This window comes from Pseudomonas brassicacearum subsp. neoaurantiaca (assembly GCF_013608025.1).
Taxonomy (GTDB): Bacteria; Pseudomonadota; Gammaproteobacteria; order Pseudomonadales; family Pseudomonadaceae; genus Aquipseudomonas.
This window is the reverse complement of record NZ_VDLV01000048.1, coordinates 19,052-45,249: the sequence shown is the minus strand read 5'-3', so window position 1 is coordinate 45,249 and position 26,198 is coordinate 19,052. Positions and strand designations below refer to the sequence as shown.

Annotated in this window: 27 protein-coding genes; 5 read left to right on the top strand and 22 right to left on the bottom strand. The window is 60.5% G+C overall.

The genetic code is table 11. The features are described from left to right. Positions 1 to 109: 109 nt before the first annotated feature. Genes thiO through FHK92_RS22300 form a run of 7 tightly spaced genes read right to left on the bottom strand, consistent with a single transcriptional unit; the run spans position 110 to position 6,900 of the window. A complete protein-coding gene (gene thiO / locus FHK92_RS22330; RefSeq protein WP_181290021.1) occupies positions 110 to 1,210 on the bottom strand; it encodes a glycine oxidase ThiO in 1,101 nt (366 codons plus the stop codon). Between the two features lie 56 nt (positions 1,211 to 1,266). After that, on the bottom strand, positions 1,267 to 1,671 hold the full coding sequence (locus FHK92_RS22325; protein WP_181290020.1) for a type IV pilin protein: 405 nt from the start codon (positions 1,669 to 1,671) through the stop codon (positions 1,267 to 1,269). Between the two features lie 8 nt (positions 1,672 to 1,679). Beyond that, complete coding sequence (locus tag FHK92_RS22320; RefSeq protein WP_181290019.1) at positions 1,680 to 4,772, bottom strand: pilus assembly protein; 3,093 nt, start codon at positions 4,770 to 4,772, stop codon at positions 1,680 to 1,682. After that, the gene (locus FHK92_RS22315) at positions 4,759 to 5,253 is read right to left on the bottom strand and encodes a pilus assembly PilX family protein (protein WP_181290018.1); all 495 of its coding nucleotides are present in this window, start codon (positions 5,251 to 5,253) and stop codon (positions 4,759 to 4,761) included. The genes FHK92_RS22320 and FHK92_RS22315 overlap by 14 nt, the downstream gene beginning before the upstream one ends. Continuing rightward, on the bottom strand, positions 5,250 to 5,963 hold the full coding sequence (locus FHK92_RS22310; protein WP_181290017.1) for a PilW family protein: 714 nt from the start codon (positions 5,961 to 5,963) through the stop codon (positions 5,250 to 5,252). Before FHK92_RS22310 ends, FHK92_RS22315 begins: the two co-directional genes overlap by 4 nt. Continuing rightward, positions 5,960 to 6,421, bottom strand: a complete 462-nt coding sequence (pilV, locus tag FHK92_RS22305) for a type IV pilus modification protein PilV (protein ID WP_181290016.1) — start codon at positions 6,419 to 6,421, stop codon at positions 5,960 to 5,962. Before pilV ends, FHK92_RS22310 begins: the two co-directional genes overlap by 4 nt. After that, the gene (locus tag FHK92_RS22300) at positions 6,418 to 6,900 is read right to left on the bottom strand and encodes a GspH/FimT family pseudopilin (RefSeq protein WP_181290015.1); all 483 of its coding nucleotides are present in this window, start codon (positions 6,898 to 6,900) and stop codon (positions 6,418 to 6,420) included. Before FHK92_RS22300 ends, pilV begins: the two co-directional genes overlap by 4 nt. A 127-nt stretch (positions 6,901 to 7,027) precedes the next feature. On the opposite strand from FHK92_RS22300, the gene FHK92_RS22295 reads away from it, so the two are divergent. Next, positions 7,028 to 7,567: a GspH/FimT family pseudopilin gene (locus FHK92_RS22295; RefSeq protein ID WP_181290014.1), complete on the top strand. Its 540-nt coding sequence runs from the start codon at positions 7,028 to 7,030 to the stop codon at positions 7,565 to 7,567. Here the strand turns inward: FHK92_RS22295 and ispH are convergent. The 6 genes from ispH to murJ form a co-directional block, all read right to left on the bottom strand. Continuing rightward, on the bottom strand, positions 7,521 to 8,468 hold the full coding sequence (ispH, locus tag FHK92_RS22290) for a 4-hydroxy-3-methylbut-2-enyl diphosphate reductase (protein ID WP_181290013.1): 948 nt from the start codon (positions 8,466 to 8,468) through the stop codon (positions 7,521 to 7,523). The two genes, FHK92_RS22295 and ispH, sit on opposite strands and share 47 nt — an antisense overlap. Positions 8,469 to 8,642: 174 nt before the next feature. After that, positions 8,643 to 9,080, bottom strand: a complete 438-nt coding sequence (fkpB, locus tag FHK92_RS22285) for an FKBP-type peptidyl-prolyl cis-trans isomerase (protein ID WP_030140281.1) — start codon at positions 9,078 to 9,080, stop codon at positions 8,643 to 8,645. Continuing rightward, positions 9,073 to 9,585, bottom strand: coding sequence for a signal peptidase II (gene lspA / locus FHK92_RS22280; RefSeq protein WP_014340279.1), 513 nt, complete (start codon positions 9,583 to 9,585; stop codon positions 9,073 to 9,075). Before lspA ends, fkpB begins: the two co-directional genes overlap by 8 nt. Further along, entirely contained in the window at positions 9,578 to 12,409 is a 2,832-nt protein-coding gene (gene ileS, locus FHK92_RS22275) for an isoleucine--tRNA ligase (protein ID WP_181290012.1), read from the bottom strand. The genes lspA and ileS overlap by 8 nt, the downstream gene beginning before the upstream one ends. A gap of 13 nt (positions 12,410 to 12,422) precedes the next feature. Continuing rightward, positions 12,423 to 13,361, bottom strand: coding sequence for a bifunctional riboflavin kinase/FAD synthetase (gene ribF, locus FHK92_RS22270; RefSeq protein WP_181290011.1), 939 nt, complete (start codon positions 13,359 to 13,361; stop codon positions 12,423 to 12,425). A 129-nt stretch (positions 13,362 to 13,490) separates the two neighbouring features. Beyond that, positions 13,491 to 15,029 carry a murein biosynthesis integral membrane protein MurJ gene (murJ, locus tag FHK92_RS22265; RefSeq protein WP_030140285.1) on the bottom strand — a complete coding sequence of 513 codons (1,539 nt, stop codon included), beginning with the start codon at positions 15,027 to 15,029 and terminating at the stop codon, positions 13,491 to 13,493. Between the two features lie 254 nt (positions 15,030 to 15,283). On the opposite strand from murJ, the gene rpsT reads away from it, so the two are divergent. Beyond that, entirely contained in the window at positions 15,284 to 15,562 is a 279-nt protein-coding gene (rpsT, locus tag FHK92_RS22260; RefSeq protein WP_003185593.1) for a 30S ribosomal protein S20, read from the top strand. Between the two features lie 334 nt (positions 15,563 to 15,896). Here the strand turns inward: rpsT and FHK92_RS22255 are convergent, their stop codons facing one another. From FHK92_RS22255 to rplU, 6 genes are all read right to left on the bottom strand, one after another. Beyond that, the gene (locus tag FHK92_RS22255; RefSeq protein WP_181290010.1) at positions 15,897 to 17,933 is read right to left on the bottom strand and encodes a hypothetical protein; all 2,037 of its coding nucleotides are present in this window, start codon (positions 17,931 to 17,933) and stop codon (positions 15,897 to 15,899) included. 82 nt (positions 17,934 to 18,015) lie between these two features. Further along, positions 18,016 to 18,471 (bottom strand): CreA family protein, encoded by a 456-nt coding sequence (locus FHK92_RS22250; protein ID WP_053125382.1) that lies wholly within the window; start codon positions 18,469 to 18,471, stop codon positions 18,016 to 18,018. A 9-nt stretch (positions 18,472 to 18,480) separates the two neighbouring features. Beyond that, entirely contained in the window at positions 18,481 to 19,599 is a 1,119-nt protein-coding gene (gene proB, locus FHK92_RS22245; RefSeq protein WP_030140287.1) for a glutamate 5-kinase, read from the bottom strand. A gap of 309 nt (positions 19,600 to 19,908) precedes the next feature. Then, the gene (cgtA, locus tag FHK92_RS22240) at positions 19,909 to 21,132 is read right to left on the bottom strand and encodes an Obg family GTPase CgtA (protein ID WP_039593902.1); all 1,224 of its coding nucleotides are present in this window, start codon (positions 21,130 to 21,132) and stop codon (positions 19,909 to 19,911) included. A 191-nt stretch (positions 21,133 to 21,323) separates the two neighbouring features. Further along, positions 21,324 to 21,581, bottom strand: coding sequence for a 50S ribosomal protein L27 (rpmA, locus tag FHK92_RS22235; protein WP_003205738.1), 258 nt, complete (start codon positions 21,579 to 21,581; stop codon positions 21,324 to 21,326). Between the two features lie 35 nt (positions 21,582 to 21,616). Further along, the gene (rplU, locus tag FHK92_RS22230) at positions 21,617 to 21,931 is read right to left on the bottom strand and encodes a 50S ribosomal protein L21 (protein ID WP_003176051.1); all 315 of its coding nucleotides are present in this window, start codon (positions 21,929 to 21,931) and stop codon (positions 21,617 to 21,619) included. Between the two features lie 239 nt (positions 21,932 to 22,170). Between rplU and FHK92_RS22225 the strand changes: the two genes are divergently transcribed. The 3 genes from FHK92_RS22225 (at position 22,171) to FHK92_RS22215 (ending at position 24,176) form a co-directional block, all read left to right on the top strand. Continuing rightward, entirely contained in the window at positions 22,171 to 23,139 is a 969-nt protein-coding gene (locus tag FHK92_RS22225) for a polyprenyl synthetase family protein (protein ID WP_181290009.1), read from the top strand. Positions 23,140 to 23,372: 233 nt separating this feature from the next. Beyond that, a complete protein-coding gene (locus FHK92_RS22220; RefSeq protein WP_030140290.1) occupies positions 23,373 to 23,714 on the top strand; it encodes a zinc ribbon domain-containing protein YjdM in 342 nt (113 codons plus the stop codon). Between the two features lie 204 nt (positions 23,715 to 23,918). Then, positions 23,919 to 24,176 (top strand): PA4570 family protein, encoded by a 258-nt coding sequence (locus FHK92_RS22215; protein ID WP_181290008.1) that lies wholly within the window; start codon positions 23,919 to 23,921, stop codon positions 24,174 to 24,176. Between the two features lie 148 nt (positions 24,177 to 24,324). Here FHK92_RS22215 and FHK92_RS22210 read toward each other — a convergent pair whose 3' ends face one another. The 3 genes from FHK92_RS22210 to FHK92_RS22200 form a co-directional block, all read right to left on the bottom strand. After that, positions 24,325 to 24,942 carry an FKBP-type peptidyl-prolyl cis-trans isomerase gene (locus FHK92_RS22210; protein WP_003205746.1) on the bottom strand — a complete coding sequence of 206 codons (618 nt, stop codon included), beginning with the start codon at positions 24,940 to 24,942 and terminating at the stop codon, positions 24,325 to 24,327. A 197-nt stretch (positions 24,943 to 25,139) separates the two neighbouring features. Then, positions 25,140 to 25,628: a TIGR00645 family protein gene (locus FHK92_RS22205; protein ID WP_003205748.1), complete on the bottom strand. Its 489-nt coding sequence runs from the start codon at positions 25,626 to 25,628 to the stop codon at positions 25,140 to 25,142. A gap of 120 nt (positions 25,629 to 25,748) precedes the next feature. After that, entirely contained in the window at positions 25,749 to 26,090 is a 342-nt protein-coding gene (locus tag FHK92_RS22200) for a PA4575 family protein (protein ID WP_030140291.1), read from the bottom strand. Positions 26,091 to 26,198 lie beyond the last annotated feature (108 nt).

The following is a 26,198-nucleotide window of genomic DNA, read 5'->3' as shown; positions in this document are numbered from 1 at the left end:
GCGAAGAGGCCGGCACATTCAACATCTTCATCGATTGTGAGAATGCTTTCGCGAGCAAGCTCGCTCCCACAATTGGGTCTGAGTATAGGTGCAGTATCAAAACCGAACCTTACAACCGCCCCGCCGGCGCATAAGGCACAGGGTCAATCACCGGCTCCCGCCCCAACATCACATCCACAAACAACCGACACGAAGCCGGCGCCAGCACCAGCCCATTGCGATAATGCCCGCAGTTCAACCAAAGCCCCGCAAACCCCGGCACTTTACCAATGAAGGGAATCCCTTCCGGCGACCCCGGCCGCAACCCAGCCCAATGCCCTACCACCTCGGCATCGGCAAGCTCGGGAATCAGCGCCACCGCCGAAGCCTTGAGACTCTCCAGCGCCGCATCGGTCGGCGTCTTGTCAAAGCCCTCACGCTCCAGCGTACTGCCAACCAGGATATGTCCGTCACGGCGCGGGATCGCATAGCGCCCCTTGGCCAGGACCATGCTCGAGAGAAAATCCTCCGCGCATTTGTACAGGATCATCTGTCCCTTCACCGGCTCGACCGGCAGCTTCAAGCCCAGCGTCTTGAGCAGCTCGCCACTCCAGGCGCCAGCGGCCAAGACCACCTGATCGCCGCGAATCTCACCGGCAGAACTGTTCACCCCCACTACGTACTCACCGTCGCGAATGAACCCGTCGACTTCGCAGTGTTCGTGAAGCGTGACATTAGGCATCGCCAGCAAGGCCGCCTTGAGGGACTTCACCAAGCGCGGATTACGCACGTTAGCCACATCGGCCATGTAGATCGCCCGGGAAAACCCCGAACCCAGCACCGGCACTGCATCGTGAACCTGCGAGATATCCACAGCCTGCAGCGGGCGCCCTTCCCGTTTGGCCCAGGCGAGTGCTTCGTCCTGGTCATCGAGGTCCAGCCAATACAGCCCGGTGACACGCACTTGCGGATCAATGCCGGTAGCCGCGAACAAACGTTCTCCCAGCTGTGGATAAAAATCCTGCGACCAATGGGCCAGCGCGGTGACCGCCGGGCTATACCGCCATGGGTATAGGGGCGAAACGATACCGCCGCCCGCCCAGGAAGCCTCTTGGCCGACGCCGGAGCGATCCAGCAGCACCACGCGCTGCCCTTCCGAGGCGAGATTGAATGCGGTCAGCAGGCCAATGACTCCGCCGCCGACGATCACCACTTGCTGTTGCCTGGTCATGTTCTGTTTCGACTCTCAAGACAAAGGGCGCAAACGGCGCCCAAAAAAAGATTAACTCAGCGGCCCCAACAGTCCTTGGCGGTGACCCCGGCAGCGGCGTTGACGATGTCCCGCTTGCCTGTGTTGTCGATCCTGAAATCCCCACACTTGTCCGTCGCCATGGACGATCCGGTCCTGCGCACGGCGGTGAGAGTGAAGGCCTGGTCCGTCAGCGTCGTCGCAGCAATGGTGTAGAAATCATTGCCGGCGCTCAGGCCGGTCACGCCGGAGTAGGCGTTACTCTTCGAATAATGACGCTCGAGGATCTGCGCCTGCTCCGACAACAGCGAGGCGATCTCGGTGCGCCGGGCCTTTTTCATGTATTCGGTCAGGCTCGGATAGCCGATGGTGATCACGATACCGATGATCGCGATGACGATCATGATTTCGATCAAGGTGAAACCTCGGTTGGATTTGTGCATGCCTTACCTCACTGTATTTGTCGCCACATGATACGACGGCTGCCGCCGACGGACTTGGTCAGCAGGTCGGTGATACCACCACCGGAGTCGTTCACCACCATATTGGTTGCCCCATTGGCACTGACGACGGCACTCAAGGTCGGGATCCCGCCGGTGAACACCACGCCAGCGGAAATCGTGTCCAGGGTATTGATCGAACCATCATTATTGGTATCGAGCACCGCATAGTTGAGCATCTTGCCGTTGAACGCATCCACTTCGATCAGCTTGCCGGTCCCGAAGCTGGCGCACGGGTCAGTGGTATCAACGGCGGCGGTCGTGAAGACCACACGCCCGAGCACCAGACTGGCCGGGTTGATGACCCGCTCCCCGGTCAAGGCGTTGTTGTACACCAGCGGCAAATACCAACCCTTCTTGGTGGGATACGCGACATCGGTCTGGCTGGTGGTCACGAACTGCCCCGTCGTGCCGGAAAAAATATTGGTAATTGATTGGGCCTGAAGGCTCGCCACGGTGATTTGCCCCCCGCCGCCGACAGCATCCCAGATCGAATAGAACCCTTGCAGGTCCTTGTTGAGCTTGTCGGCCGACTCGTTGAACTTGCCAGTGCCGAAAAACACCTGGATGCCGCCTTGAGGGTTGTCCGCCAACAAAGGCTGTGCAGTGATCGGCTGGGTCGCCCCACCGGGAGCGGTAAACAATGGCTGGCCAGCAAACGCCAAGCCCCAGGCGGTCGGGGAGGTGCCACTGAGGTCGAATTTCCACATCCGCCCTTTCAAGTCACCGCCATAGGCGGCTTGCACCACGTTCTGGGAGTTGACCCGCAGCTTGACCGATGACAGCCCGTTATCGGTTTCGCTGCTGTTGACGACGATTTTGCGAATCAGCGAACCGTCACGAATGTCCACCACGTACAACGCCGCCACGCCGCTATTGCTGCCATAACCGTTGGAAATGAACGCAGCCCAGCGACCGTCCGCCAGGCGCGCGACTTCGGGTCGCGCGTAGGCGTAGCCCAGGTCGTTGAAGGGATGGACAGTGTTGGCGATTGCTGGCGCGCTGATTTCCCACAGTGCCCGGATCGCGTTACCCGCCGACGCATCGAACAGTTGCACCGCATAAAAAGCCCGCCCTCCCGCACCTGTGCCGCCCAAGGCGAGGGTTTTCCAGACGCTGCCCAGTTGCGCATCGAATACGCCGACCTGCCCGTCCACCAGAAACTTGTGGCTCACGCCATTGATGTAGGCGGGATCGGCGATCATCTCCAGCGAAGGCAGCACGCTCGATGGCATGTAGGCGTAACGCCGGGTTCCATTCGTGCTGTTGATCACGCTGAAGAAACCGTCATTGGCGTTCACCACCAGGCTGGCATTCATGTTCGTCGCCTTGGTCGCCAGGTAGGTGCTGTAGCTGGTGTCGCCCACCAGGTCCGAGGCGGTCTGGTCGTTGGGCGAGGCCAGCACCAGCGGTGAATTGATGATGTCCCCGAGCAGGACGCTGCGCACTTTCAACCCCGTCTTGTTGGTGCCCTTGCTCCATTCCACCAGGTCGTTGCCGGTGATGCCTGTGGGCAAGCCTTGGCTCAGGCTGGTCTGCTGGGCCGGCGAGAAGTTGCCGTAGGCCAGCGTGATCGGCACGTTGGTGGCGGTGTTCCAGGATTGATAGATCGGCGCCGTGGCGCCGGGCACGATGGCGGTGTCGGTGGTCCATTGCATCGCAGCGGTGTTGACCGTTCCGGTCGAGGTGAAACCAAACGCCTTGATCGTGCCGCGCCAATCCTTGGGGTCGTAGGTGGTCTGGTAGTAACTGGACGTGCTGGACAGCGTCGCGCCATTGCTGGTGCCGCCGCCCCCCGAGCCGGCCTTGGAGGTAATGTCGCTCAGGGCGGATGACAGCGCAGAGTTCAAGCCCTCGCTGTCCGTGGCCTGGTAATACTTGCCCGCGCCGTAGCGGGCTGCGTCGGACAACATTTGGTTGGTGGCGGTGAATCCGACGGTGTAGGTGTTGAGGTATTGGCGGCGGAAATCGGCCGACTCCCAGCTTTTCCCAGTGACGTCGGTGCCGGTGGTGCGCATGTCGATGTCGAAGGCGAATTTGGCGATGTCGTCCAGATAAAGTGTGTCGCCCTCGCCGTCACCTGCGGGATCGGTACCATCGTTGGTGCTGATGCCATCCCAGTTCGGCAAACGACTTCCCCCCAACGGGTCGTTGGTGGGAAACGTTCGGTCATAGGTGGGCAAACCATCGGTGATCACCACCCCAAAATTTTTCTGGCATCGATACTGGATCGGGCTGGTGTAGGTGCTGGGTGTACCGTTGTAAAACGGCGCCATGCCTCGGAAATAGCGGGTTACTTCGTAATAGCTCTCGGCCAGCGGTGTATTCGCGACGGCGCCCAGGCCGTTGATGGCATTGATCAGCGCGGTGTAGTTGGTATTGGCCTGAGTCTGGCTCACGCTACCGCTGACAGGCGACAGGTCGCTGACCGCGCGAGCGATGTAGCCCCCCGGTCCGGAGTTGGTGCTGTTGGGCGGATTGAAGGTAGCAAGGCCTATTCGCAAGGCACGGTTACCGGTCACCAGGTCATTGGAAACATCCCGTGCGACGTTGATTCGATAGTCGCTGGGAATCGAGCCGGTGGTGAAATCGCGATTCGAGCCGTTGGCCAAGGTCAGCAGATAAGCCAGATATTTGGTGGTATAGCGGGTATTGCCACCGCCCACCGGGTCCGGCAAGCGCAGGCAGACCTTGCCCAGGTTGCCACGGTAGAACCCATACCAGCCGCTCGTGCAGCTACCACGGAGCAGGCTGGCCAGCAGGACGTTCCCATCGTCGGGATCCAGCAGCACGCCGTTGGAACAACTGGTGTTGGAACTGCAGTTATAAACTGCTGGACGCGACACATTCGGATCAAACCCCGCCGCCCAGATAATGTTATTCATACTCCCCGAGTCATCGATCAGCAGCATCACGTTGGGCGTCACCGCCGCCGCGCTCAACAATGGCGATTCCGAAGGCGTGAAGCCATAGACCGGCGCCGCCAGGTAAAGGCTGAGCAACGCCACCCACAACGAACCGAGCAGCGCCCTAATATTTCGCATAGATGCTCTCCACCACGCTGCGCTGGTTGTTGCCCACCACAGCCACCGCGGTGATCCGGTACAGCGTCGCCGAGGTGTTGATCGGCACGTTGACAGCCGTGAGCGTCGTACCGATGTTCTGCACGCCATAAAACCCACCGGCGGCGGCCACCCAGAGCACGCCCGACGAAGAGTTGCGTCCTGCCACCGTCACCGTCGCCGACTCGGCCGGTGGCGCACATTGAGCCGTGGAGGTACAGACCGGCAATGAATACGTCTCGACCTGCACCGCGCTCTCTCCCACCCTCAGCGCGGCCTCGGCCAGCTGGAACGACTGGTTGCGCTGCATGACGCTGCTGGTCATTTTTTCCTGGAGCGTGGCGCTCTGCATGGACGAAAGGCCGATCAATGTCAGCAACAACAAAAAGACCAGGCTGACCAGCAATGCCATGCCGCGCTGGCCGTGCTTGTGCCCCGTCGAACTCATCGATCGCTCTTTCATAGCAGCCGGTTTCGCAAAGCGGCGACCACGTTGAACGTCTGGTCGCGCACGGTGTTCCGCGGATCGAACAGCGTCAGGGTCAGGCGTACGCTGCGGATCAGCGCCGGGTCGCTCGGGTTGGCGCTGTAGCTGGTGGCAGCGATGTCCGTCGCACTGCCGGCCATGCCGAACGTCACGTTGAATGCCCGCACATTGTCCACCAGCACCGCCATGGTCGGATTGCCCACGCCGCTGCCCAGCAGTAACTGACCATTGTTGAAGCCGTAGACCAACCGGCGGATCGGGAAGGCCAACTGACCCGTCGCCGGCGCGCGGGCGTTGGAATAGGCCGTCGCCGAGGTGCGGCAATCGGAGACAACGGTCCAGGTCGGCGCGTTGCCGCCACCGCCAATGTCCGCCGTCACCAGGGTCAACCTGCGGTTCGCGTTGTCCCAGCGGATCGGCGTGATCTGGCTGGCGGCGAAACTGTTATCCGTGGAAGCATCGATGACGGTCGCCAGGCAACCGAACATGCCGACCATGCGAATCTCCTGGACCATCTTGCTCAAGGCAAAGCGCGCGTCCTCCTGCATGACGGCGGCAGCGTTCTGGCTGACGTAGGTGTTCTTGGCCGCGATGAAAATCTGCACGACGCCCAACACGACGATGAGGCTGATGACCAGCGCGATCATCAGTTCGATCAGGCCGAAGCCCCGGCTGCGTCCGTTCATGGCGTCGCCGCCACCGGATCGACGGCGACACGGCTGGTGAGCACGAAGCTGCGCCGCGCCTCGGCCGCGTTGGTCGTGTTGGCGGCCCGGGCGTCGTCCCAGGAAATGGTGATGGTATAGACCCGCTGGTTCAGCGCCACAATGCCGGTGGCCGTGGCGCCACCGAAGGCAATGATGTTGGTCTTGAAGTCGTACAGATCCTGGTCCCGGGCCACGTTGAGGTTGGGCGAGCCGGGTGGAGCGATGGTGTAGTCGGCAGCAGAGTTTGCGCGGATGCGGTCCAGCAGGTCATAGGCAATGAAACTGGCCTGGCTGGTCATGCGCGAGCTGTCGGTGTATTTGAGCGCATTGAGCTGGATCATCGCCGCGCCCAGCAAGCCCACGCCGAGGATCAGCACCGCTACCAGCACTTCGATCAGCGTCATGCCCTCCTGCGCCTTTCTACTGCAACCCTTCATCCGCAATTTCCATTCAATACGATTCGTCCATTGAGGCAAACATTCAGCGTCCTGCTTTGCGTCCCCCGTACGTAATTGAAGCTCACCGGCACGGCCAGTCCCGATAATCCGCCGAGGTTGTTGAAATCGACACTGGTCACATCTGAGGTTAGCGTCAGAGTCGCGCCGCTGCCCATCGCTGGAACAACCCGCAATACATTGGCCGGGGTGGTCGGATTGCCAGTATTGTCATACACGATCAGTTCACCGCTCCAGGCTCCGCCCTGCGTGGTGGGGCGAACGCGCGTGGTGATGCCACGGTTGATTGCTTCCATTCGTGCGAAGTTCAAGGCCCGCCGCAGGTCACCGATTTCGGTATCGGCCTTGGTGCTTTGCAGCGAACCGGTGAACGACGGCACCGCCATGGTAATCAGGATCAGCAGCACGCCAAGGGCCACCAGCACCTCGATCAGCGTGAAACCTTTTGTACGAAGATCCATCGATGCCCTCCGTTGCCGTCGGCTATACCTGCCATTACACGCTAGAACAAACCATCGCCATGTGGGCGGTTGTTTCAATTCAGGACGCCAGGATCGCGTCGTTTTCGTTCTCCAGGGAGGAGACGTCATGCATCAACAGGGCTTCAGCCTGATCGAACTGCTCATGGGACTGGCAATCGCCGCAATTGTTCTGCCGTTGGCCAGTACAAGCTACACCCAACTGATCGAATCCATCGAACGCGAGGACACGGCACAGTTGCTGCTCAGCGGATTACGTAGCGCCCGCAGTGAAGCCATCACGCGTAACCGTCGGGTGTTGATACACGGAATAGACAACGATTGGAGCAAAGGCTGGCGGATCACGCTGGACGACAAGGAGAAGACCTTGCTGAAGGAGCGCAGGAACAGCGCTCGGGTAGTTGGCAACTCGACGGTCAAACGCAGGATCAGGTTCGGCAGCCTGGGAAAAGCCCTGCATCCCAACGGCTCGTTCCAGGCCGGCACGCTGCATGTCTGCGCCAAACGCGGGCCGGTCAGCCATCACCAAGTGATATTGGCGCCGTCCGGCCGCGTCCGCCTGGAAAGTATCGAGGCCGAGGAGGCCCTGTGTGCAAAAGGGCTCAGAGCAGAGAGCGGACGCGCAGTTCCTTCGGCATCGAAAACGTGATGTTTTCTTCGCGCCCCGCCAACTCGTCAGCCCCGATTGCACCCCAGGCCTGCAATTGCTGGATCACGCCACGCACCAGAACTTCCGGGGCGGAGGCACCGGCGGTAATGCCGATCCGCTCGACGCCGTCGAACCAACTGCGCTGCATGTCTTCGGCGCCATCGATCAGGTAGGCCGGGGTGGACATGCGCTCGGCCAGCTCCCGCAGGCGGTTGGAGTTGGAGCTGTTCGGGCTGCCGACGACCAGGACCACATCACATTCGTCGGCCAATTGCTTGACCGCGTCCTGACGGTTCTGGGTCGCGTAGCAGATGTCATCCTTTCGCGGTCCGCCAATGGCAGGGAAGCGCGAACGCAAGGCATCGATGACCCGGCTGGTGTCATCCATGGACAGGGTGGTCTGGGTGACGAAGGCGAGCTTTTCCGGGTTGCGCACCTGCAGGGCCGCCACGTCTTCCTCGTCCTCGACCAGGTAGATGGCGCCGCCGTTGCTGGCGTCGTACTGGCCCATGGTGCCTTCGACTTCCGGGTGGCCTTCGTGGCCGATCAGGATGCATTCGCGGCCGTCACGGCTGTAGCGCGCCACTTCGATGTGGACCTTGGTGACCAGCGGACATGTGGCGTCGAACACCTTAAGGCCACGGCCGGCGGCTTCGGTACGCACCGCCTGGGAAACACCATGGGCACTGAAGATCACGATGACGTCGTCCGGCACCTGGTCCAGTTCCTCGACGAAAATGGCCCCGCGGCTGCGCAGGTCCTCGACGACGAACTTGTTGTGCACCACTTCATGGCGCACGTAGATCGGCGGCCCGAACACTTCCAGGGCGCGGTTGACGATTTCGATCGCCCGGTCCACGCCGGCGCAGAAGCCACGGGGGTTGGCGAGTTTGATTTGCATGCTGTGCCTCGTGTCTTGCGCGCAAGAGATTGAATCAATGCAATCCAGTGTGGGAGCGAGCTTGCTCGCGATTGCGGTATATCAGCCAACGTCAATATTGACTGATCCGACGCCATCGCGAGCAAGCTCGCTCCCACAGTGAATCGGGTGGCAGCAGGAACTGCCTGTTAAATCCTAAACCGCCTTGACCTCAAGAATTTCAACTTCGAAATTCAAGGTCTTGCCCGCCAGCGGGTGATTGAAGTCCACGGTCACCTGGGCATCGTCAAATGCCTTAACCACACCCGGCAATTCGGTATTGGCCGCGTCATTGAAGATCACCAGCAAGCCCTCCGACAGTTCCATGTCCTGGAATTGCGAGCGTGGCATGGTCTGCACGTTTTGCGGGTTGGGCTGACCAAAGGCATTTTCCGGCGGAACGACCACGGTGCGCTTGTCGCCGGCCTTGAAACCGAAGATTGCCGCTTCGAAACCGGGCAGCAGGTTGCCGTCGCCGACCTTGAACACCGCCGGAGCCTTGTCGAAGGTGCTGTCAACGGTGTCGCCGTTTTCCAGGTGCAGGGCGAAGTGAAGCTTCACTTCGGTGTTTTGAGCGATACGCTGCTCAGTCATGGACGGCTTCTCCGGTTTTCTTGCTCTTGAACATATCCAGGGCGAGCATCACGGCGCCCACGCTGATGGCGCTGTCGGCAAAATTGAACGCCGGGAAATACCAGCGGTTCTGCCAATGCACCAGGATGAAATCGATCACATGGCCCAAGGCAATGCGGTCATAGAGGTTGCCCAAGGCACCACCGAGCACCAAGGCCAGCGCCACGGCCAGCCAGGTCTCATTGCGCCCCAGGCGCTTGAGCCAGACCACCAGCACGGCGCTGACCACGATGGCGATCAGGGCGAACAGCCAGCGCTGCCAGCCTGAGCTGTCGGCCAGGAAACTGAACGCCGCTCCGGTGTTGTAGGCCAAGGTCCAGCTGAAGTAGTCGGGAATGATCACGATCTGCTGATACATCGTCAGCGAGTTCTCGAAGTAGTACTTGCTGGCCTGGTCGATGACCAGGACCAGCACACTCAACCAGAGCCAGCCCAGCCGCCCGAAGCGGCCCGCTGCGTTAGGCATAATGACGAACCTCACCGGTGCCGCTGATGTTGTCCACGCAACGACCGCAGATTTCCGGATGCTCCGGGTTCACGCCGACGTCTTCACGGCAGTGCCAGCAACGGGCGCACTTGGTGTGGTTCGACTTGACGATCTTCAGCTTCAGGCCGCTGACTTCAGTGATCACCGCATCGGCCGGCGCCTGCACGAAAGGTGCAACGCTGGCGGTGGAGGTGATCAGCACGAAGCGCAGCTCGTTGCTCAGCTTGGCCAGATCGGCACTCAGGGCATCTTCGGCATAAAGGGTCACTTCGGCTTGCAGGTTGCCGCCGACGGCCTTGGCCGCCCGCTGGATCTCCATTTCCTTGTTGACCGCCGCCTTGACCGCCATCACGCGATCCCAATACGCACGGTCCAGCTCGAAGCCTTGCGGCAGTTCGGTCAGGCCCTCGTACCAGGTGTTGAGCATTACCGACTCGTTGCGCTCGCCCGGCAGGTATTCCCACAACTCATCGGCGGTGAACGCCAGGATCGGCGCGATCCAGCGCACCAGCGCTTCGCTGATGTGGAACAGCGCAGTCTGGCAGGAACGGCGCGCTTTGCTGTTGGCGCCGGTGGTGTACTGGCGATCCTTGATGATGTCGAGGTAGAAACCACCCAACTCCTGGACGCAGAAGTTGTGGATCTTGGAATACACGTTCCAGAAACGGTACTCACCGTAGTGTTCCTGCAATTCGCGTTGCAGCAACAGGGTACGGTCCACGGCCCAACGGTCCAGCGCGAGCATGTCTTCGGCCGGCAGCAGGTCGGTGGCCGGGTTGAAACCGGTCAGGTTGGAAAGCAGGAAGCGCGCGGTGTTACGGATCCGCCGGTAGGCGTCCGCGCTGCGTTGCAGGATCTGCTCGGAAACGGCCATCTCGCCGGAATAGTCGGTGGACGCAACCCACAGGCGCATGATGTCGGCGCCCAGGGTGTCGTTGACTTTCTGCGGCGCGATCACGTTGCCCAGGGACTTGGACATCTTTCGGCCGGACTCATCGACGGTGAAGCCGTGGGTCAGCAGCTCGCGGTACGGCGCGTGGTTGTCGATGGCGCAACCGGTCAGCAAGGACGAGTGGAACCAGCCGCGGTGCTGGTCCGAGCCTTCCAGGTACAGATCAGCGCGCGGACCGGTTTCGTGGCCCATCGGGTGCGAACCACGCAGCACGTGCCAGTGGGTAGTGCCGGAGTCGAACCAGACGTCGAGGGTGTCGCTGATCTTGTCGTACTGTGGTGCTTCGTCGCCCAGCAGCTCGGCGGCATCGAGCTTGAACCAGGCTTCGATGCCTTCGGCTTCGACGCGCTGGGCCACGACTTCCATCAGCTCGACGGTGCGTGGGTGCAGCTCGCCGCTTTCCTTGTTCAGGAAGAACGGGATCGGCACGCCCCAGTTGCGCTGGCGGGAGATGCACCAGTCCGGACGGTTGGCGATCATCGAGTGCAGGCGCGCCTGGCCCCAGGCCGGAACGAACTGCGTTTCTTCGATGGCCTTGAGCGAACGCTGGCGCAGGGTGTCGCCGCGGGTGGGCTGCTTGTCCATGCCGATGAACCACTGCGCGGTGGCGCGGTAGATCAGCGGGGTCTTGTGGCGCCAGCAATGCATGTAGCTGTGTTCGATGACGGTGGTGTGCAGCAGCGCGCCGACTTCGGTCAGCTTATCGACGATGGCCGGGTTGGCTTTCCAGATGAACTGGCCGCCAAAGAACTCCAGCGACGGCACGTACACGCCATTGCTTTGCACCGGATTGAGGATGTCGTCATTGACCATGCCGTATTTCTTGCAGGTCACGAAGTCGTCGACGCCATAGGCCGGTGCGGAGTGAACCACCCCGGTGCCTGCGCCCAGTTCCACGTAGTCGGCCAGGTACACCGGCGACAGGCGGTCATAGAACGGATGGCGGAAATTGATCAGTTCCAGCGCCGAACCCGGCGCGGTGGCGACCACCGAACCTTCGAGGTTGTAGCGGGCCAGGCAGGATTCGACCAGCTCTTCGGCCAACACCAGCAACTTGTCGCCGACGTCGACCAGGGCGTAGTTGAATTCCGGGTGGACGTTCAGCGCCTGGTTGGCCGGGATGGTCCACGGTGTGGTGGTCCAGATCACGATGGCGGCCGGCTTGGCCAGCTTGCCCAGGCCGAACGCGGCGGCGAGCTTGTCTTCATCGGCGATCGGGAACGCGACGTCGATGGTCGAGGACTTCTTGTTCTCGTACTCGACTTCCGCCTCGGCCAGGGCCGAACCGCAATCAAAGCACCAGTTCACGGGCTTGAGGCCCTTGAACACGAAGCCGCCCTCGACGATTTTCGCCAGGGCACGGATTTCGCCGGCCTCGTTCTTGAAATCCATGGTCTTGTACGGATTGGCGAAGTCGCCCAGCACGCCGAGACGGATGAATTCGGACTTCTGCCCTTCGATCTGCTCGGTGGCGTAGGCACGGCACAGCTCGCGGGTCTTGTCCGCGCCCAGGTTCTTGCCGTGGGTCACTTCGACCTTGTGCTCGATCGGCAGGCCATGGCAGTCCCAGCCCGGGACATACGGCGCGTCAAAACCCGACAGGGTCTTGGAGCGGATGATCATGTCCTTGAGAATCTTGTTCAGCGCGTGACCGATGTGGATGGTGCCGTTGGCGTACGGAGGACCGTCGTGCAGGACGAACTTCGGACGATCCTTGCCAATCTCGCGCAACTTTCCGTACAGGCCAATGCTGTCCCAACGCTGCAGAATCTGTGGTTCGCGCTGAGGCAGGCCGGCCTTCATTGGGAAGGCGGTGTCCGGAAGGTTTAGCGTGGCTTTATAGTCGGTCATTTAAGGCTCTTCATTAGCGATTGGCGCTGGTTGCGACAAGGGCACGGGCGGCGGCGATATCTGCATGGATCGCCGTCTTGAGCGCCTCCAGAGAGGCAAAACGCTGCTCTTCACGCAGCTTCTGGTGGAAAACCACCGTCAAACGCCGGTCATACAGATCGCCGGCAAAATCCAGAATGTGTACTTCGAGATGGGCCTTGCCATCTCCCTGCACCGTAGGACGTACGCCGATGTTGGCGACGCCGGGCCAGGTCTTGCCATCGATATCGACACTCACCAGGAACACCCCGGTCAGCGGCACACGACGGCGCTTGAGCTGCACGTTGGCCGTTGGCGTGCCCAATTGGCGCGCCAGCTTCTGCCCGTGCAGGATCCGTCCGGCAATTCGATACGGGCGGCCGAGCAAGCGCTCGGCCAAATCGAAGTCGGCAGCCGCCAGGGCGTTGCGGACCTGGGTACTGCTGACGCGCAAACCATCCATCTCGACGGTCTGCGCCGCTTCGACGGTGAAGCCCCGGGCGGCGCCGGCCTGTTGCAGGTAGTCGAAATCCCCCGCCCGGTCGCAACCGAAACGGAAATCATCGCCGACTTCCAGATGCTTCACGTCGAGGCCATCCACCAGGATGGTATCGACGAATTCGGCGGCACTGAGCTGGCTCAGGCGCTGGTTGAAAGCCAGGCACAGGACCCGGTCAACGCCTTCAGCCGCGAGCAATTGCAGTTTGTCCCGCAACCGGGCCAGACGGGCCGGAGCGGTGTCCGGGGCGAAAAATTCCCGAGGTTGCGGCTCGAAGATCACCACGCAACTGGGCAGGCCCAATTCCAGCGCACGCTCGCGCAGCCGCGCCAGGATAGCCTGGTGGCCACGGTGAACACCGTCAAAGTTGCCAATAGTGGCGACACAGCCCCGATGCCGGGGACGCAGGTTGTGGAGGCCTCGAACCAGCTGCATAACGCGCTTCTTGCTCATAAAGTGGCCGATTATAACCACACCCGGCGGTCGGTGACAGGCAACACCGTAACCCAAAGTGATCGAACCGACAAAACCGCCGCCCGCCCCTGGATTATCAGGGGCAACCTGTCAGCTCAAGGCCTTGCGATTGAAGTCGCGCAAACGGAAGCCCATCAACAGCAACATGCCGAAATACGCCACCACGCCCGCCACGACCAGCACACCCAGGCGCAGGAAACGCTCGAGCATCACGCCTTCGCCCCAAGCCGGCATGAAATGCATCCCGACCAGCAGCACCGCCGACATCACCGCCACGGCGACCAGCAACTTGAGCCCGAACTTGCCCCAGCCCGGCATCGGTTGATACATCTTCTGCTTGCGCAGTTGATAGAACAGCAGCCCGGCGTTGAGACAGGCACCCGCGCTGATCGCCAGGGCCAGGCCGGCGTGGGCCAGCGGACCGATGAGCAGCAGGTTGAACAGTTGGGTCATGCACAGGGTAAAGATGGCGATTTTCACCGGCGTACGGATGTTCTGCTGGGCGTAGAAGCCCGGCGCGAGGACTTTGATCACGATGATCCCGAGCAGCCCCACCGAGTAGGCGATCAGCGCCCGTTGGGTCATCAGGGCATCGAACGCATTGAATTGACCGTACTGGAACAGCGAAACCGTCAGCGGCTCGGCCAGGATCCCCAGCGCCAGGGCACAAGGCAGGACCAGTACGAAACACAGGCGCAGGCCCCAATCGAGGATCCGCGAATACTCATGGCGATCCTGGCTGGCGTAGGTCTTGGCCAGGGTCGGCAGCAGGATCGTGCCCAGCGCCACGCCCAGCACGCCGGATGGCAATTCCATCAAGCGGTCGGCGTAGTACATCCACGACACCGAGCCCGCCACCAGGAACGAGGCAAAAATGGTGTTGATGATCAGGGAAATCTGGCTCACCGAGACGCCGAGGATGGCCGGCAGCATCTGCTTCATGACCCGCCACACGCCGCTGTCGCGCAAGTTCAGCCGCGGCAGCACCAGCATGCCGATCTTCTTCAGGTGCGGCAGTTGGTAGAGCAACTGCGCCAGGCCGCCCGCCAACACCGCCCAACCCAGCGCCATCACCGGCGGATCGAAGTACGGCGTCAGGAACACCGCGAAGATGATCATGCTGACGTTGAGCAGCGTCGGCACGAAGGCCGGCACGGAGAAACGGTTCCAGGTGTTGAGGATCGCGCCGGCCAGGGACGACAGGGAAATCAGCAATATATAAGGAAAGGTCACCCGCAACAGGTCAGAGGTGAGCTGGAATTTTTCCGGCGTGTCGGTGAAACCTGGTGCGGTGGCCCAGATCACCCAGGGCGCGGCGAGCATGCCGGCGGCCGTGACCAAGGCCAGCACCAGCGTCAGCAGACCGGTGACGTAGGCAATGAAGGTACGGGTCGCTTCGTCGCCCTTCTGGCTTTTATATTCCGCCAGGATCGGCACGAAGGCCTGGGAAAACGCCCCTTCAGCAAAAATCCGCCGTAGCAGGTTGGGCAATTTGAACGCGATGAAGAAGGCGTCGGTGGCCATTCCGGCACCGAATATCCGAGCGATCAACGTATCGCGAACGAATCCCAGGATGCGGGAAAGCATCGTGATAGAGCTGACGGCAGCCAACGATTTGAGCAGGTTCATGAAAAGAGTTTTTGCCTGTCGATAAACAGCAGGCGAACAATGCGCCCACTTGTGCGATACTCCGCGCCGCTAAACAGCACAGCGCCAAAGCCCGCGAGTTTACAGGTCGCACGCCGGAAAGAAATCATTCGGTGCGCCGCACCTGCCATTCAGCGGAACGCGTCACCCGCCCTTGACAAGACTTCAACTCATCGGCATGATTCGCGGCCTATTTTGTTTGCTATTTCCCAAAAAGTCTTTCGAGGAGCTCGACGGTGGCCAACACACCTTCCGCCAAAAAACGTGCAAAACAGGCTGAGAAGCGTCGCAGCCACAACGCCAGCCTGCGTTCCATGGTCCGTACCTACATCAAGAACGTAGTTAAGGCCATCGACGCAAAAGACGCTGAAAAAGCTCAAGCTGCTTACGTTCTGGCTGTGCCAGTTATCGACCGCATGGCCGATAAAGGCATCATCCACAAGAACAAGGCTGCTCGCCATAAGAGCCGCCTGAATGGCCACGTAAAGGCCTTGAACGTTGCCGCTGCTGCCTAAGCGACGCGCTCGTTAAAAAACCGACCTCAGGGTCGGTTTTTTATTGCCTGCGATTTAACCCCAACTAGACCACTGAATCCTGTGGGAGCGAGCTTGCTCGCGATGGCGGCGGGTCAGGTGATGGAGATGCTGACTGTACTGCCGTCTTCGCGAGCAAGCTCGCTCCCACACTGGATCCTCAGCGGACATAAATTTTCTGCTCACCACAACCCCCCTGTGGGAGCGAGCCTGCTCGCGAAAGCGGTGGACCAGATGATGGAGATGGCGACTGTTCCGCCGTCTTCGCGAGCAGGCTCGCTCCCACATTGGTCGGGGAAGACTGAAATCAGATTCCCTACTCGCCGAAATTGAACACCACCGGCTTGGGCGGAGGGCAGCCTCCCGGGGGCGGGAAGTTCTGTACGCCAGCCTCATCGTAGCCGGTGTAGCAACCCACTATCTTGTCATCCTTGAAAGTCATGCGACGCTCGACCGCACCCGTCGGGTAGTAGTAGACCGTCTCGCCTTCGCGCTTGGCGTACGAATAGTCCTTGTATTCGCGCCCGTAGACCGTGATCAGCCGAAAACCCTGCTTCTCTTCAGAGAATTTCAATTGGCCGTTGGGGTAATACTCCTTGCGCGTCACGTGGTCATCAGGCCCCAGCAACACCTCCCGAACGGTGCGCCCATCCTGGGTGTGGCGCGCGCTTTGCTCATTACCGAACAGATAGTCACTCTCGGAGTCGAAGTGGCCGTTATTGAACGCCCCGCGCTGCTTGCCGCACAGCATGATGCGGGTGTACTTCCCATCCGGCACGTGACAGTAGTTGCGGTCCGCAATCAACACCCCGTTCGCATCGAATGATTGCACGTTGCCAATGGGTTCATCCTTTTCGTACGTTGCCACCGTATCGGGCTGACCATTGGGATGATAGAGACGAAAGGCGCCCTCTCGTGAACCGTAACGCCAGGAGATATCCGACAGCAGCACGGCACCGTCTTCCGTGTAGGTCAGCGCCCGCCCTTCGATCTGGCCATTGGCGTAGTGGGCCGAATAGGTAAGCTTGCCATTGGCCGCATAGGTCTCTTTCAATCCATCCAACACACCCGCACGGTAGTGCTCGACCCGCCGCAATACCCCCGCAGCATCCACTTCTCGCAACTCGCCATGCCTCTTGTCGGCGGCAAAGTCCACGGTCTGGACGCCACCGCCCTCCACCTTCAATGTCCAACGCCCCTCCCGGACGCCTCGCACGTAACGCCCCTCACCCCACGGCATCTTCCAATCCCCGTGCTGCATCCCCGCCACGAAATCGCCGCGCTGGATCACCTCGCCATGACGCACACGCTCGGAAGGCCCTTCATAATCGCCGCGTTTGTAAGTATCGAAACCAGACATCGGCACCTCATCGTCGTACCCCTCGATCGTCCAGCGCCCCTCGTAGAAGCCATCGACGATCATGCCTTGGGAAACCGTACCTCTATCACTGATGAGCCACGGCCCTTGGCGCAACCCATCCACATAGGCGCCGGTAGATTCGTCGCCCGACGGGCCAAACTCCGTCCACTGACCTGATTTCTTGCCCTGGACATACGAACCCAGCGCCCAGAGCTGCCTTTCCCCCATGATCGCCCCCACCCCATCCTCAGAGCCTCGGTAAAGCTGCGGACGGGTTTCCCAAGCCATCCGGCTGACGCTATAGGCAGCACCCACATCCTCATCCCGAGACGGTACGCGCTCATACGTCACCGTGAGCCAGCGCCCTTCGCGCTGCTGGAAGGTCTTTTTGTAGGTGTCACGATGAGGATCCTCCGCCGGCTGCCCCGCCGAGGCCGGAACACCGTCGACACCAAAGTAGCCCACCAGCGTACCGTCGGCGGGATTGAGCGTGTCGAATTCAGCAATACCGGTCACAGGCACCACGGCGCCGTAAGCGTAAGGCGGCAACGCACCCAGCGCCTTCTGGACAATGGCGGCATTGAGGATTTTGCGATTGGCCGCAATACGATCCAGCGCCGGCTGAAGCGTCTCGAGTCGGCGATAAGTACCGGTGGACGGCACGAATCGATAACCATGAAGGGCGTACTGTCCCTTTGCTCGGGACAGCACGACCAGCGTCTGGAGATCACTGTCGAGGCTGGCGTAGAACACCGACTCGACACTGGCATCGCCATACCGGTCGAGCACGTGCGGCGCGCCATCCGGTGAATCACACAAGCATGAATAGCCCACGACACCTTCCGCCTCGTGGATAAAAGCCAGTGTCGCCCCACTCTCCTGGGAGTTTTCTATCAGCGGATGGGCCAGGGGCTTGGCGCTATAAAACGGTTCCGCCAGGGCCCCGGCGGAAACTGAACAACTCAATACAAACAGCAGCAAAAACGAACGCATACGAATCCCTTCGCGCCAAAAGCACAACAACATCCATGAAGATTAAAAAAGCGAGCCGATTGGCTCGCCGGTCATTCGATACTTAACGCCAAGGCAAGATCGGAATCGCCGTCACCGCATTTTGCGGGCTGCCCTCGATCACCCGGTCGCTGTAGACCAGGTACACCAGCGTATTGCGCTTCTTGTCGAGGAACCGCACCACTTGCATGGTCTTGAACACCAGCGAGGTGCGCTCGCGGAACACCTCTTCGCCGTCCTTGAGCTCGCCCTTGAAGCTGATCGGCCCAACCTGGCGACAGGCGATGGACGCCTCGGCGCGATCCTCGGCCAGGCCCAGGCCGCCCTTCACACCACCGGTCTTGGCCCGCGACAGGTAACAGGTCACGCCATCGACCTTGGGATCATCGAACGCCTCGACTACGATCCGATCGTTCGGCCCGACAAACTTGAACACGGTCGAGACCTGGCCAATTTCCTCGGCCGAAGCCAGCAGCGGCAATGCCAGCAGCAAGCCAATCAATCCTTTTGCCACACCCATGATTTTTCCTTAGACGAGGATCAGGTTGTCACGATGGACCAGTTCGGGCTCCGCCATGTAACCCAACAGACCGACAATCGCATCAGACGACTGACCGATGATTTTCTGAGCTTCCAGCGCGCTGTAGTTGGCGAGGCCACGGGCAATCTCACGACCGTCCGGCGCCACGCACACGACCATTTCGCCGCGGCGGAAACTACCCTGGACCAATTTCACGCCCACCGGCAAAAGGCTTTTGTTGCCCTGGGACAACGCCGACACAGCACCGGCGTCCAGCACCAAGGTGCCACGGGTTTGCAGATGCCCGGCCAGCCATTGCTTGCGCGCCGCCAGCATGCCGCGCTCAGGGGAAAGCAAGGTGCCGATGCGCTCGCCCGACTTCAGGCGATCCAACACCCGTTCCAAGCGCCCGCCGACAATGATGGTATGAGCGCCGGAACGGGCCGCCAGGCGAGCCGCGCGCAGCTTGGTCTGCATGCCTCCGCGCCCCAACGCACCGCCAGTACCGCCAGCGACCGCATCCAGCGCCGGATCATCGGCACGGGCTTCGTAGATCAACTTGGCGTCGGGATTGTTGCGCGGATCGGCATCGAACATGCCGTCGCGATCCGTGAGGATCACCAACAGGTCCGCCTCAACCAGATTCGCCACCAGCGCGGCCAGGGTATCGTTATCGCCGAAACGGATCTCGTCGGTGACTACCGTGTCGTTTTCGTTGATCACTGGGATGACTTTCAGCTCCACCAGTGCTCGCAACGTACTGCGGGCGTTGAGGTAACGCTTGCGGTCGGACAGGTCGTCATGGGTCAGCAGGATCTGCGCCGTATGGCGGCCATGCTCGGCAAAGCTCGACTCCCAGGCCTGGACCAGGCCCATCTGGCCAATGGCGGCAGCGGCCTGCAGCTCATGCATCGCGCTGGGTCGCGACGTCCAGCCCAGGCGACTCATACCGGCGGCCACAGCCCCGGACGAGACCAATACCAGCTCGACGCCAGCCTCATGCAAGGCCACCATCTGCTCGACCCACACCGCCATTGCCTGACGATCCAGGCCTTTGCCATCCGCTGTCAGCAGTGCGCTGCCGATCTTCACGACCCAGCGCTGCGCACCCGTCACCTTGCTCCGCATTTTCTTCAACCTTTGCCAGCGAACGGCGCGACCCAGCGCCGCCCATGGGATTATTCGTATTTGCGTTTTACAGATACCAAAACGCCGCTCGATTGAGCGGCGCCTTGGAAACCGGCTGGCTGCGATGATAACACCGCGCTGGACCAGTTAAACCTGCCCTCGATGCCAGCCACCCGGAGAATCCGTGTGGGAGCGAGCCTGCTCGCGATTGCATTGGGTCAGCAGCATGGATGCTGGCTGACGCACCGCCATCGCGAGCAGGCTCGCTCCCACAGGTTTTGATCTCAAGCAACTCGCATCGGCACAAGATCAGTCGCGAACGTAGATGATCTCCGGACCATCTTCATCGTCCACATCTTCCTCATCCCAATCGTCGTCACCGATGTCATGGACCGACTTGACGCCGCTGCGGCGCAAGGCACGCTGGTCGTCCAAGGCCTGCAACTGAGCGCGAGCCTCGTCTTCGATGCGCTGATCGAGCTCGGCCAGCTCTTCCTTGTAGGCCGGGTCGTTGGCCAGGCGATCGGCGCGATCTTCCAGGTAACGCATGATGTCGTGGCACAAGCGCTCGGTATTTTCCTTGGCAATGGCCGAGATCACGTAGACCGGACCTTCCCACTCCAGGCGATCGACGATTTCCTTGACCCGCTCCTCATGCTCTTCTTCAAGGATCTGGTCGCACTTGTTCAGCACCAGCCAACGGTCGCGCTCGGCCAGGGCCGGGCTGAACTTGGTCAGTTCGTTGACGATGACTTCGGCGGCATCGGCGGCACTGGTTTCATCCAGCGGCGCCATGTCGACGAGGTGCAGCAACAGGCGGGTACGGGACAAATGCTTGAGGAAGCGAATCCCCAGGCCCGCGCCCTCGGAAGCACCTTCGATCAAGCCCGGGATGTCAGCGATCACAAAGCTCTTCCAGCGATCGACGCTGACCACGCCCAGGTTGGGTACCAGGGTGGTGAACGGGTAATCGGCTACTTTCGGCTTGGCGGCAGAGACCGAGCGAATGAACGTACTTTTACCAGCGTTCGGCAAGCCCAGCAGGCCCACGTCGGCCAACACCTTCATTTCCAGCTTCAGGTCACGCTGCTCGCCAGGCTTGCCAGGGGTGGTCTGGCGCGGCGCACGGTTGGTGCTGGATTTGAAACGGGTGTTGCCCAGGCCGTGCCAACCGCCATGAGCGACCAGCAGACGCTGGCCGGCCTTGGTCAGGTCGCCAATCACTTCCTGAGTGGCGGAGTCGATCACCGTGGTACCGACTGGCACGCGCAGGATCAGGTCTTCGCCCTTCTTGCCGGTGCAATCGGTGCTGCCGCCGTTGGAGCCACGCTCGGCATCGAAGTGCCGGGTGTAACGGTAGTCCACCAGGGTGTTGAGGTTTTCGTCGGCAAGCATGTAGATCGAGCCGCCGTCGCCCCCGTCACCACCGTTCGGACCACCGTTTTCAATGAATTTTTCCCGACGGAAACTCATGCAGCCATTGCCGCCGTCGCCAGCCTTTACTCGAATCGATACTTCATCAACAAACTTCATGACACACGCCTCTCGCCGTACGGACGAGCCGAAAAAAACAAGACATAAGACTCTTGCAAAAATGAGCGCAGCGACCTCAAAACACGCCCCAACCGCAGCGCCGGCAGCCCATACAAACAGTTTTGCAAGAGACTCACCCCACAAACGAAAAAGCCCCGTCGCAAGACAGGGCTTTTCCAGCGGTCTCGCAATTAAGCTGCGATAACGCTTACGTAACGACGACCGAAGGCGCCTTTTACTTCGAACTTGATCACGCCTTCGACTTTAGCGAAGAGGGTGTGATCCTTACCCATGCCAACGCCGTAGCCAGCGTGGAATTGGGTGCCGCGCTGACGCACGATGATGTTGCCCGCTTTGATAGCCTGGCCGCCATACATCTTCACGCCAAGGCGTTTGGCTTCTGAGTCGCGACCGTTACGGGTACTACCACCAGCTTTTTTGTGTGCCATGAGTTCAATTCTCCTAGTGAGGAATTAGGCTGAAATTAAGCCTGAATACCGGTGATTTTGATCTCGGTGTACCACTGGCGGTGGCCCATACGCTTCATGTGGTGCTTACGGCGACGGAACTTGATGATGCGGACTTTATCGTGACGACCTTGGGAGATCACTTCAGCCACAACGGTAGCGCCAGCAACGACTGGAGCGCCGATATTCACGTCATCGCCATTGGCGACCAACAGAACGCGATCAAAAGTCACGGATTCGCCGGTAGCGATTTCCAGTTTTTCGATCTTCAGGTATTCACCTGGGGCGACCTTGTATTGCTTGCCACCAGTAACAATTACTGCGTACGACATGGTATTTCTCCGATAATCCTGCTCACCCAGCGCTTTATAAGAAGAGGTATTGGCTGGCATGGCTGCATGGGCTGGAAGGCCCGGATGCAATTGCGTAAGGCAGGTGCTGCCCAGGAAGTTCAGGGTGCGCGATTGTACGCAAGGCAACCGAGCCTTGCAAGTAGCCGTCCATCGCGCCTTGACAGGTCTGGGTGGGGGTCCTAGCATGCCGCGCAACCCTTCTGGAGCGCCTGTCGCTGATGCAACCCCAAGCTTTCTACCGCGCAGTGGCGGACGATTTTAGTGCCGTCGACGGCATCATCAAGAAGCAGCTGACTTCCCGAGTGCCGCTGGTATCGAAAATCGGCGACTACATCACTTCGGCGGGTGGCAAGCGCCTGCGTCCTTTATTGGTGCTTTTGTGCGGCAAGGCCCTGGGTCGCGAAGGCGATGACATGCGCCTGCTGGCCGCCACCATCGAGTTCCTGCACACCGCGACGCTGCTGCATGACGACGTTGTCGACATGTCCGGCATGCGCCGTGGCCGCTCGACCGCCAACGCCATGTGGGGCAACGCCCCGAGCGTGCTGGTGGGCGATTTCCTGTATTCGCGTTCGTTCGAAATGATGGTCGAGCTCGGTTCGATGCCGGTGATGAAGATCCTGTCCCAAGCCACGCGCATCATCGCCGAAGGCGAAGTGCTGCAGCTGTCCAAGGTCCGCGACGCCAGCACCACCGAAGAGACCTACATGGAAGTCATTCGCGGCAAGACCGCGATGCTTTTCGAAGCCTCGACCCATAGTGCCGCTGCCCTGGCCGGCGCTAGCGCCGAGCAGAGCGAAGCCCTGCGCACCTTTGGCGATCATCTGGGCGTTGCGTTCCAACTGGTAGACGACTTGCTGGACTACAAGGGCGATGCCGAGACCCTGGGCAAGAATGTCGGTGACGACCTGGCCGAAGGCAAGCCGACCCTGCCGCTGATCTACACCATGCGCGAAGGCACGCCGGAACAAGCGGCGCTGGTGCGCCAGGCGATCCAGAAAGGCGGGATCGAAGACCTGGAAAGCATTCGTGCTGCGGTCGAAGCCTCCGGCTCGCTGGAATACACCGCGACACTGGCCCGGGACTATGTGGCCCGTGCGATCAAGTGCCTCGATGCGCTGCCGGCCAGCGAATATCGCGATGCGCTGGTGGAACTGAGCGAGTTTGCGGTCGCCCGTACGCATTGATCACCTGAAAACGACGAGCTTTCGTGGCGAGGGAGCTTGCTCCCGCTCGGCGGCGCAGCCGTCGTAAACCGGTTGACGCGATCCATCTTAATGACCGCAGCAATCCAATTGGGGCTGCTCCGCAGCCCAGCGGGAGCAAGCTCCCTCGCCACAAAAGCCCCGCATCCCCCTCCTTGCGACAAAACCCTATACAATGTGCGCCCTTTTGCCATCCTGATACTCAAGGAACCCTAGTGAGCACGTTGCCTCCCTGCCCTAAATGCAATTCCGAATACACCTACGAAGACGGCACCCAGCTGGTCTGCCCGGAGTGCGCCCACGAATGGTCTGCCAGCGGCGAAGCTGAAGCGCCTTCCGACGACACCGTGAAGAAAGATTCGGTCGGCAACGTCCTGCAGGACGGCGACACCATCACCGTGATCAAGGACCTCAAGGTCAAGGGCACCTCGCTGGTGGTCAAGGTCGGCACCAAGGTGAAGAACATCCGTCTGTGCGATGGCGACCACGACATCGACTGCAAGATCGATGGCATTGGCCCGATGAAGCTGAAATCCGAGTTCGTCAGAAAAGTCTGATCTTGCTGTATTCCCATCCCGCGCCCAGCGTGGGATGGCTCCTCACCCTTCCCGCTTCACCCCCATCTTGCGCAAGCTCGGCCAATCCGCGCCAATTCGAGCTATCACGACCCACCGTCAGAAAAACAATCGCCGCGCCAATAGAGACTTGCTATTTAGCGAATAAGAATTATTCTCATCAGACCCATCAAGGAGATGAGAACCATGACTTATTTGATCGATGCCTGGCTGGACCGCCCACATCCCTACCTGAGGATCCTGCATCGGGAAACCGGGGAAGTCTGTGCGGTACTTGAAGAAGAAGCCTTGAATGAGCTGCAGGACCAAGGAGACCTGGACCTCAACAGCCTCAACTCCAGCGAACCGCTGGTGCTCAAGGAGTTGGTGCGAAACCTGTTCCTGTTCTGCTACGCCCGGGCGTTGCGCCCGACGGGGGGTTTCAGTGGCAGGTTCCACGGATGAGCACAAAAGACCTGTGGGAGCGAGCCTGCTCCGGGCGGCGATCCGACGAAGCAGTGTGTCATTCAACATCGATATTGACTGACAGACCGCCATCGCGAGCAAGCTCGCTCCCACAGTTTTTATGTTCAGCAGTAAAACCGGGCAGGTCTTACAGGACGTCCAACAGCTCGACGTCAAACACCAGCACGCTGTGCGGCGGGATACTGCCAACGCCTTGAGCGCCGTAGGCCAGCTCGCTCGGCACGTACAGGCGCCATTTGCTGCCGGCGTTCATCAATTGCAGCGCTTCGGTCCAGCCTGGGATCACGCCGCCTACCGGGAATTCGGCTGGCTGGCCACGATCGTAGGAGCTGTCGAACACAGTGCCGTCGATCAGGGTGCCGTGATAATGCGTGCGTACTTGATCTTCACGGGTCGGCTTGGCGCCTTCACCCTGGGTCAGCACTTCGAATTGCAGGCCCGAGGCCAAGGTGGTGATGCCTTCGCGCTTGGCGTTTTCGGCCAGGAACGCACGACCTTCGCCCGCAGCGGCTTCAGCCTTCGCGGCGGCTTCGGCCTGCATGATTTCACGAATGACTTTGAAACTGGCGGACATCTCGTCCTGGCCCACACGGCTCGGCTTGCCGGCGAACGCGTCGGTCAGGCCAGCCAGGATCGCGTCCAGGCTCACGCCCGGTGGCGGGTTGTCGCGCAGTTGGTCGCCCAACTGACGGCCAATGCCGTAGCTGACGCGGGTTTCGTCGGTGGACAGGTTAACTTCGGACATGATGCTGCTCCGCTGTGCGGACGGCTCGAGAATTGCCGTGAATGACACAGCGCCTCCCGGAGCGCCCGGAACCAAAAGGGCGAGCAGACTAGCACAGATGCCATGGCGCGGACGAACCGCTCACGCGCCCTCTCCTCCAAACGACAACGCCCGCCTGTTTCTCCACAGGCGGGCGTTGCTTCGACACCGAGGATGTCTCAGTGCTTGGTCAGTTTGTCCAGGTAACCCATGGCGAAGGCCGAGACCACAAAGGTCATGTGGATGATCACGTACCACATCAGGTGTTCGGGATCGACGTTCTTGGCGTCCATGAAGATACGCAACAAGTGGATCGAGGAAATGGCAACGATCGATGCCGCGACTTTCATCTTCAGCGACGACGAATCCATCGTGCCCAGCCAGTTGAGCTTTTCCTTGTCGTCGCCAATGTCCAGTTGCGAGACGAAGTTCTCATAGCCGGAAATCATCACCATCACCAGCAGGCCGCCCACCAGCGCCATGTCGATGAGCGACAACAGCACGAGGATCAGGTCCGACTCGGCCATGGAAAAGACGTTGGGAATGACGTGAAAGACTTCCTGGAAGAACTTCAGCGCCAGGGCCAGCAGGCCGAGGGACAGCCCAAAGTAGATCGGCGCCAGCAGCCAACGGGAGGCATACATTGCATTTTCGATAAAGCGTTCCATTGAATCTCATACCAGGGCTGAAAAATCGTGGCGAGTATATCAGCCACGATCCGCCCCACAAACGCCGCCCCTCACTTGGGATCCGGCGCTTGTGTCAATTCATTACTGCCCAGGCATGCGTCACTGAAGCGGACGATATTCGAAACCGCCGACGTTGCGACAACGGCCTCCGTTGATTTCCCGAAGTTGTGCCTGCATGTGCAGGGACCAGATCTGCGGATCATCGGCCAGCTCATAGCCATGGGTCGTCAGGCTCTGAACGATGGTATCGAGGATGGTTTCAGCGGCTGTCGGTCCGGGAAAGGGCCCTTGGGCCTTGATGGCGGAGGGTTGCTCACCGGCCATTCCGGCGGCGAAGAGCACGGTCCACATGCCGGTATCCCCGGCAAGGGGGCGGACAGCGCATTCGATGCGGGTTACAAGCCCGAGGCATTGACGAGTAAGGCAAAGGTTGCGCGACATGGCGGCGCCCCTCGGTAGATCCGGTATTCAGCCCGGGAGGGGCTGTTTCGATCCAATGATGGCTCTCGTTATCCTTGAACTGAGGATAGGAGAAAAGTTCCGGCATCG

Bases quoted from the DNA above. Each gene is read 5' to 3' on its own strand.
- thiO (WP_181290021.1), bottom strand. From the start codon at position 1,210: ATGACCAGGCAACAGCAAGTGGTGATCGTCGGCGGCGGAGTCATTGGC.
- FHK92_RS22325 (WP_181290020.1), bottom strand. From the start codon at position 1,671: ATGCACAAATCCAACCGAGGTTTCACCTTGATCGAAATCATGATCGTC.
- FHK92_RS22320 (WP_181290019.1), bottom strand. From the start codon at position 4,772: ATGCGAAATATTAGGGCGCTGCTCGGTTCGTTGTGGGTGGCGTTGCTC.
- FHK92_RS22315 (WP_181290018.1), bottom strand. From the start codon at position 5,253: ATGAAAGAGCGATCGATGAGTTCGACGGGGCACAAGCACGGCCAGCGC.
- FHK92_RS22310 (WP_181290017.1), bottom strand. From the start codon at position 5,963: ATGAACGGACGCAGCCGGGGCTTCGGCCTGATCGAACTGATGATCGCG.
- pilV (WP_181290016.1), bottom strand. From the start codon at position 6,421: ATGAAGGGTTGCAGTAGAAAGGCGCAGGAGGGCATGACGCTGATCGAA.
- FHK92_RS22300 (WP_181290015.1), bottom strand. From the start codon at position 6,900: ATGGATCTTCGTACAAAAGGTTTCACGCTGATCGAGGTGCTGGTGGCC.
- FHK92_RS22295 (WP_181290014.1), top strand. From the start codon at position 7,028: ATGCATCAACAGGGCTTCAGCCTGATCGAACTGCTCATGGGACTGGCA.
- ispH (WP_181290013.1), bottom strand. From the start codon at position 8,468: ATGCAAATCAAACTCGCCAACCCCCGTGGCTTCTGCGCCGGCGTGGAC.
- fkpB (WP_030140281.1), bottom strand. From the start codon at position 9,080: ATGACTGAGCAGCGTATCGCTCAAAACACCGAAGTGAAGCTTCACTTC.
- lspA (WP_014340279.1), bottom strand. From the start codon at position 9,585: ATGCCTAACGCAGCGGGCCGCTTCGGGCGGCTGGGCTGGCTCTGGTTG.
- ileS (WP_181290012.1), bottom strand. From the start codon at position 12,409: ATGACCGACTATAAAGCCACGCTAAACCTTCCGGACACCGCCTTCCCA.
- ribF (WP_181290011.1), bottom strand. From the start codon at position 13,361: ATGCAGCTGGTTCGAGGCCTCCACAACCTGCGTCCCCGGCATCGGGGC.
- murJ (WP_030140285.1), bottom strand. From the start codon at position 15,029: ATGAACCTGCTCAAATCGTTGGCTGCCGTCAGCTCTATCACGATGCTT.
- FHK92_RS22255 (WP_181290010.1), bottom strand. From the start codon at position 17,933: ATGCGTTCGTTTTTGCTGCTGTTTGTATTGAGTTGTTCAGTTTCCGCC.
- FHK92_RS22250 (WP_053125382.1), bottom strand. From the start codon at position 18,471: ATGGGTGTGGCAAAAGGATTGATTGGCTTGCTGCTGGCATTGCCGCTG.
- proB (WP_030140287.1), bottom strand. From the start codon at position 19,599: ATGCGGAGCAAGGTGACGGGTGCGCAGCGCTGGGTCGTGAAGATCGGC.
- cgtA (WP_039593902.1), bottom strand. From the start codon at position 21,132: ATGAAGTTTGTTGATGAAGTATCGATTCGAGTAAAGGCTGGCGACGGC.
- rpmA (WP_003205738.1), bottom strand. From the start codon at position 21,581: ATGGCACACAAAAAAGCTGGTGGTAGTACCCGTAACGGTCGCGACTCA.
- rplU (WP_003176051.1), bottom strand. From the start codon at position 21,931: ATGTCGTACGCAGTAATTGTTACTGGTGGCAAGCAATACAAGGTCGCC.
- FHK92_RS22225 (WP_181290009.1), top strand. From the start codon at position 22,171: ATGCAACCCCAAGCTTTCTACCGCGCAGTGGCGGACGATTTTAGTGCC.
- FHK92_RS22215 (WP_181290008.1), top strand. From the start codon at position 23,919: ATGACTTATTTGATCGATGCCTGGCTGGACCGCCCACATCCCTACCTG.
- FHK92_RS22210 (WP_003205746.1), bottom strand. From the start codon at position 24,942: ATGTCCGAAGTTAACCTGTCCACCGACGAAACCCGCGTCAGCTACGGC.
- FHK92_RS22205 (WP_003205748.1), bottom strand. From the start codon at position 25,628: ATGGAACGCTTTATCGAAAATGCAATGTATGCCTCCCGTTGGCTGCTG.
- FHK92_RS22200 (WP_030140291.1), bottom strand. From the start codon at position 26,090: ATGTCGCGCAACCTTTGCCTTACTCGTCAATGCCTCGGGCTTGTAACC.